At 53.9% G+C, this 6,537-nt stretch carries 6 protein-coding genes; 3 read left to right on the top strand and 3 right to left on the bottom strand.

Annotated features, from left to right (window positions below; all coding sequences use genetic code 11):
• Nucleotides 1-641 (top strand): adenylate/guanylate cyclase domain-containing protein (locus tag B2R17_RS10440; RefSeq protein WP_286763934.1); only part of this gene is annotated, 641 nt, incomplete at its 5' end.
• Between the two features lie 201 nt (nucleotides 642-842).
• Here the strand turns inward: B2R17_RS10440 and B2R17_RS10435 are convergent.
• From B2R17_RS10435 to rsfS, 3 genes are all read right to left on the bottom strand, one after another.
• Complete coding sequence (locus B2R17_RS10435; RefSeq protein WP_008663306.1) at nucleotides 843-1,235, bottom strand: hypothetical protein; 393 nt, start codon at nucleotides 1,233-1,235, stop codon at nucleotides 843-845.
• Nucleotides 1,236-1,359: 124 nt separating this feature from the next.
• The gene (gene argS, locus B2R17_RS10430) at nucleotides 1,360-3,375 is read right to left on the bottom strand and encodes an arginine--tRNA ligase (RefSeq protein ID WP_286763933.1); all 2,016 of its coding nucleotides are present in this window, start codon (nucleotides 3,373-3,375) and stop codon (nucleotides 1,360-1,362) included.
• A gap of 62 nt (nucleotides 3,376-3,437) precedes the next feature.
• Complete coding sequence (gene rsfS, locus B2R17_RS10425; RefSeq protein ID WP_008663302.1) at nucleotides 3,438-3,842, bottom strand: ribosome silencing factor; 405 nt, start codon at nucleotides 3,840-3,842, stop codon at nucleotides 3,438-3,440.
• Between the two features lie 306 nt (nucleotides 3,843-4,148).
• Between rsfS and bcp the strand changes: the two genes are divergently transcribed.
• Together bcp and B2R17_RS10415 are read left to right on the top strand one after the other, a co-directional pair.
• Complete coding sequence (bcp, locus tag B2R17_RS10420; protein WP_286763984.1) at nucleotides 4,149-4,646, top strand: thioredoxin-dependent thiol peroxidase; 498 nt, start codon at nucleotides 4,149-4,151, stop codon at nucleotides 4,644-4,646.
• A 4-nt stretch (nucleotides 4,647-4,650) separates the two neighbouring features.
• Nucleotides 4,651-6,516 carry an Hsp70 family protein gene (locus tag B2R17_RS10415; RefSeq protein ID WP_286763932.1) on the top strand — a complete coding sequence of 622 codons (1,866 nt, stop codon included), beginning with the start codon at nucleotides 4,651-4,653 and terminating at the stop codon, nucleotides 6,514-6,516.
• Nucleotides 6,517-6,537 lie beyond the last annotated feature (21 nt).

The following is a 6,537-nucleotide window of genomic DNA, read 5'->3' as shown; positions in this document are numbered from 1 at the left end:
CTATTGAGCTGCAACTGCCCCACCCGCACACGGACCTCTCAGCATCCGCTCACGTCGTTGCTAGTGTTCTCGCGGCTGCGAAAGCGGCGGCAGGAATTCGAAAGGACTATGCGACCGGGCAAACCGAATTTCGGTGCGGAATCGGCATCGCATCTGGCCCCGCCGTCGCGGGCCGAATTGGTACGGTCGATCAGGTCAAAGTCACCGCGTTTGGACCGGTCGTGAATTTGGCCAGTCGCTTAGAAGGCCTCACCAAACACTTTGGAGTCGAGGTCCTCATGGATCATGCCTCGGCGAGTGCATTGCAAGCTTGGCTGAAACACTTGTCAACAACCGATGAGACCACACCATTTAGGCTCCGCAAACTAGGCCGAGTCCGCGTCGCGGGCATGAAAATCCCGGTCGACGTCTATCAATTGGTTGTCCCAAGTGGTGGCAGCCAAGACCTCACGGATGCCCAAATTGAGGCTTATGAACAAGGATGGGAAGAGTTTGCCAGCGGTGATTGGGACTCGGCTTACCAACGGTTACTGGAACTGCCAGCGTGGGATCGCCCCAAGGACGTGTTGCTGCGTCTGATATTGCAACACCATCGAATTGCCCCTCCGGGATGGGACGGTGTCCTCGATTTCCCGAAGTAGCGCGACCAGCCGCGCGAGTATCAGAAGACATTCGAGGAGTCTTCGATTGATTTCTCGTTCGGGATACGAATGAATTGACGTGAAGCACGCCAGACGACCTCGCCGGGCGCATAAAAAAACAGCGAACCAAATTTTCATGGTTCGCTGCTGAGTCGATCAATGTTTTTGATCGGAAAGGCAAATGACTCGGTTGAGCGAGTCTTAGCCCATCAATTTTTCGAGTGCGGTCAAAGCATTCTTTGCATCTTGGACGCTGCCCATTTCTTCCACGATGCGCTTCACTTGCAACAATGAGTCCAACGAAACTTCGTTGCTTGCTGCTGCCTTGTTGGTGCTACCAACTGGACGACCGCGTTTGGCCCCTTTGCTGCTCTTCTTCACGCTTGGAGCCGACTTCTTGGCCGACTTGCGAGCGGATTTCTTAGCAGACTTGCCCATGGTGGTGGACTTCACGGTGCTAACGAAAGCAGGCGTGACGACGATTCCCTTCTTGCTCAGTTCAGCCGCAACTTCCATTGGCTTGGCGTCGGGGTTCGCTCCGTAGTAATCACGAATCGCTTGTGACTTGTTCGGTCCACCAGATTTTTTGGCCACGTTTTACTCCATAAGTGTGTTTAGAAAACTTAATTCCGCAACACGTTATAAAAAGTAGAGTTACTGTCAATACTTCAAAGAGAACAACAGTCATAAAATAGATGACATTGTCATAGAAGTTGGCCTACATGCGTTCGGCAACATCGATTCCCAACAAAGACAACCCTTTCTTGAGGACTCGACCGGTCAAGACAACCAAAGCCAAGCGGGTTTGCATCACAGAGGGATCGTCGTTGCCTAGAACCCGGCAACTCTCATTGAATGAAGAGTATGTCTTCGCGGTTTCAAACAGGTAATCGCACAAAGCATTGGGTGCGTAATTCAAACGGACCTGTTCAATCGCTTCTTCAAATCGCATCAACATCAATGCGAGAGATCGCTCATTAGGGTGGGTAAAAGTCATCGGTTGTGTGGCGGCGGCTTGTTCGATGACCTGTTCAAATGCGGGCAGGCCTTCACCATCGGACGCACGCCGCAAAATGCTTTGGGTCCGGGCGTATGAGTACTGCACATAGGTCGCAGTGTTGCCTTCCAGAGCGACCATTTTGTCGACATCAAACTTGTAGTCGCTTGTTCGATGGTGTGACAAATCCGCGTATTTAATAGCACCAATGCCAACGATTTCGGCGATTTGCTGCTGTTCCTCTCCGCCCATCGGGGGATCCATGGTCGCCAAACGGTCCGGATTGCAAACCACGTCTTTGGCACGACTCACCGCATCATTCAATAAGCTTTCCAATCCGATGAGCGAACCGCTGCGAGTCTTCATGGGGCGACCATCGGGCCCCAGTACGGTTCCGAAATTGACATGCACCAATTGGACTTCGCCCATGCCCAAGGGTTCAGCCATCGCGAAAAACTTCTTGAAGTGTTCGCCCTGGCGTGAATCCACCACATACAAAATCTCATCTGGGTGGAACTCATCACGGCGATATTGAAGTGTGGCCAAGTCCGTTGTCGCGTACAAAAACGCACCGTCGCGTTTTTGAATGATCATGGGGCTATCAAACCCTTCTAGAAAGACACAGATCGCCCCATCACTTTTGGTCGTCAGCCCAAGTGTGGTGAGATGTTCGACGACGCCCGCCAATCGATCGTGATAGAAGCTTTCGCCAAGCGTATGATCAAATTGAACATTCAGGCGGTCATAGATTCGGTTGATTTCATCTTGGCAGTGAGGCAAGAACTCTTTCCACAACGCCAAGTTCTCCGCGTCACCTTCATGCAACTTGGCCGTTTCTCGAAGAACCGCGACATCCACGTCGGAGTGTTCGGAGGCCAACTTGGACAATTCAGCGTCACTATCAACCGCATCGATCTTAGCCTTCAGAGACTTGATATCCGCCTCGATCGAGGCAACTCGCCGAGTCGCGGCTTCCGCATTTTTCCGGAGCTTCTTCTTGTCCTTTGGCTTGAGACTTTCGTCCGATTCCGCTTGATCAGACACCTCTTTTGCCGTCTCAGCATCGCTTTTCGCAGCGGAGAGCTTGTCCGCCATCGTTGCCAATGACTGCTTGGCCTTTTGATATTCGATCAGTTGATTGGTCAGCCGATACAGAGCCGACAACTCTGGGACTGGATTGGCGGCTACTTTTGCCGGATCACCAAAGTTTCGATAACCATAAATGATGATTCCGAACTGGGTGCCCCAATCACCCAAGTGATTGTCGGTGACGACATCTTCTCCATAGAAACGCAGCGTTCGGGCCAAGCAATCACCGATCACGGTGCTGCGAATGTGTCCCACGTGCATGGGCTTCGCCACGTTGGGCGAAGAGAAGTCCACGATGACTTTCTTCGGGTCGGTGGTTTTGGAGACACCAACTCGTTCATCCAACAGCATCTGTTGAATCGAATCAAAGAGGACCGAATCCTTCAAACGCAAGTTGATAAATCCGGGTCCGGCGACCTCGGGTTCTTCGAATAGATCGGTGACATTGAGATTTTGCACCAGTTCGGCAGCAACATCTCGAGATGTTTTGCCCACGCGTTTCGCCAATGGCATGGCGGCGTTGGATTGGTAGTCACCAAACTTCGGGTCAGCGGCCGGACGGATCATGCCCGCGTAATCGCTGGGCGAGTCCGTCAAAGGCTCGAGGGCTTGGACAAATCGTGCTTGAAGAACATTGGGTAGATGCATCGAAACCTACACACCTGAAGAAAAGGTGGGGAAGAAAAAGAAATGGGACGTCCAAACGCGGTTCAGCGTTGCGTCAAACCAAGATCCGACAGCGGAATGGGGGTGGCATCGGCCCACAATGATTCCAGGTCGTAGTACTCACGGGTCTCTTCATCGAACAGATGAACGACGAGACTGCCGTAATCAAGCACGATCCAGCTACTCTCTTGATAGCCTTCGATTCCTTGACGCCGATCGCCCAAACCTTTTTCGAGCGCGTCATCGGTTTGCTCGCTGATCGCGTGCAATTGTCGACGGCTGGTCCCGGTGGCGATGACAAAGAAATCAAACTCAGCCGATTGCTCGCTGACGTTCAAAACCATCACATCTTGGCCGTTGTTGTCCAACGCGACCCGAGCGGCCTCAGTCGCCAATTTGCGGGCATCTTCCAATCCATGCGGACGAATTGCCCGACTGGGATGAGCCATAGGATCAGCAGATGGGGTGTCGTTGGAGGAAGAAGGCGGTTGATCAGACAAGTTCAAACAACTTTCAAGCGAATGGGGAAAGAATGGAGGGTGGAGCAATCCCACGTCTCGGAGTTGCCCCGTAGTGTAACGCGTTTGTTTTTTGGGGGCACCCGTCAAACACCATCCGGATGCGTGTTTCTGTCGTGTTTTCCCGCGTCGGATCCAATCGCTGGTCTCGGTCAATCCGCCCCCGCTGGCGACAACTTGGCCGATCGAAAACAATGCCCTGTCCCATCCGCCTCCTTTCAATCCATATGCCCCCAAATGGGGCGTTTCATCATGGCTGATTTCATCGAACCAGGCAAAAAGGCTCCCGCCTTCACGCTCAAAGACCAAGACGGCCAGACCGTCAAATTGAAAGATTTGGCTGGCGCTCCGGTCGTTTTGTTTTTCTATCCCAAAGACAACACACCTGGATGCACCAAAGAGGCCTGTGCGTTCCGCGATCGATACGCAGAGCTACAATCCGCGGGAGCAAAACTGTTTGGCATCAGCACCGATTCTGCTGAAAGTCACATCGAATTTCGTGACAAGTTTGAATTGCCGTTCCCTCTGCTGGTCGATGAAAACCACGCCATGAGCGAAAAATACGGCGCGTACCGGGAGAAGAACCTGTATGGCAAAAAGTCGATGGGCATCCAGCGTTCAACTTATTTAATCGACGCCGCGGGCAAAGTCTTCAAGGTTTGGAAACGTGTGCGAGTCGACGGACACGACCAACAAGTTCTCGACGCCCTCGCTTCACTCGCAGAGCAAAACTGATCCCATGAGTGAGCAAAAATATTGCATCGGCATCGACCTCGGAACGACGAACAGCGTCGTTGCGTTCGCTCCTCAATCCAACGCGGAAGTGAAAACGGCGGACCAAGCCCCTGAGATTCAGCTGCTACCGATCCCTCAGGTCGTCGCATCGGGCCAGATCGAATCGCGAACCTCGCTGCCATCGTTCCTCTACCTGCCTCGCGATCAAGAAGTCGACGCGTTGGAAGTTACCAGCGAACATGCACGATTCCCTTCATCGACCGAAGGCGTCGCGGGCGTGTACGCCAGACAACAGGCTGCCGACAATCCGCAACGCGTCATCGTGGCGGCGAAAAGTTGGTTGTGCCAGCGCAAGGTCGATCCGGATTCCCCGGTTCTTCCTTGGCAATCGCCTGATGAAATCCCGCGAGTTTCCGCGGTGGAATGCACCGGCATCTTCTTGCGGCATCTGGTGGCAGCCTGGCACGCCCAATTCCCCGACGCTCCGATCGATCAACAACAAGTGGTTCTGACCGTTCCGGCTTCGTTTGACCCCGCGGCCCGTGAGTTGACTCGGCGTGCTGCCATCCGAGCTGGTTTGAATGAGAACTTTGTTCTTCTGGAAGAGCCTCAAGCCGCGGTCTATCGCTACCTCGCATCGACCGACGGCAAGTGGCGCAAATCGTTATCCGACGAAGACACCATGTTGGTTGTCGATGTCGGCGGCGGCACCACAGACCTGACATTGGTCGGTGTTGAAGAACAAGACGGCGAATTGATGTTGAAACGCGTCGCGGTCGGCAACCACTTGTTGGTTGGCGGTGACAACATGGACCTCGCACTGGCCTATCAAGCCGCCGAGCAATTTCGCCAGTCCGGCCACGACTTGGACCCTTGGCAGAGCACCTCGCTTTGGCACGCCTGCCGTGACGCAAAAGAACGATTGCTCAGCCATGACGGTCCCGATTCGCAATCCATATCGGTGCTTGGACGTGGAAGTTCGCTGATCGGTGGAACCATCACCACCGAAATCCAACGCAGCGACGCAGCAACACTGCTACTAGATGGCTTCTTCCCGCAGTGTGCACCACAAGATCGGCCTCAAGCCAACGTGGTCAGCGGTTTCCAAGATGTCGGTTTGCCTTACGAATCGGATCCTGCCATCACCAAACACATCGCCGCTTTCCTGACGGACCAGTCCGCTTTGAATAGCGACAATGATGGCATCGGTCCGGTGACTCACTTGTTGCTCAATGGTGGTGTTTTCCGAAGCCCGGTCATGCGTGAACGGTTGGAGTCGACGCTTTCTTCTTGGACCGATTCCAGCGTCAATACATTGTCGTCGGAAGACGACTTGGATCACGCCGTCGCAATTGGTGCCGCCTACTACGGTTGGACCAAAACTCATGGTGGCATTCGAATTCGTGGCGGCACGGCCAAAGCCTTCTACATTGGAATCGAAACCGCAGGTATGGCGATCCCCGGTGCTCCGCGACCTCTTCGTGCCGTGTGCGTTGCCGCACAGGGAATGGAAGAAGGCACCCATGCCGAGGTTCCCGGACAGGAAGTCGGCGTCGTCGTCGGCACGCCAGCCCGTTTTCGATTCTTCTCGTCCACCACTCGTGCAGGCGATCACCCCGGCGACCGTTTGGATCGCTGGAGTCCAACAGAACTTCAAGAAAGCGAACCGATTGAATTGACATTGGACCAAAATCGAGGCGAAGACGCCGCGTCGGGCTCCGCCGACAACGAACCAGCCCAAAGCTTCGTTCCGGTGCAGTTTGAATCGCGAGTGACTGAGTTGGGGATGTTTGAACTTTGGTGTCACGACAAACGGGGCGATCGTCACTGGAAACTTGAATTCAACGCTCGCCAAGAGGACGAGTCGTAACCTCGACATGAATTCTCGCAA

Origin of the sequence: Rhodopirellula sp. UBA1907, assembly GCF_002337565.1 — a bacterium.
GTDB lineage: Bacteria > Planctomycetota > Planctomycetia > Pirellulales > Pirellulaceae > Rhodopirellula > Rhodopirellula europaea.
Note: the sequence above shows the minus strand (reverse complement) of the source record. Positions and strands in the feature narration are given on the sequence as shown.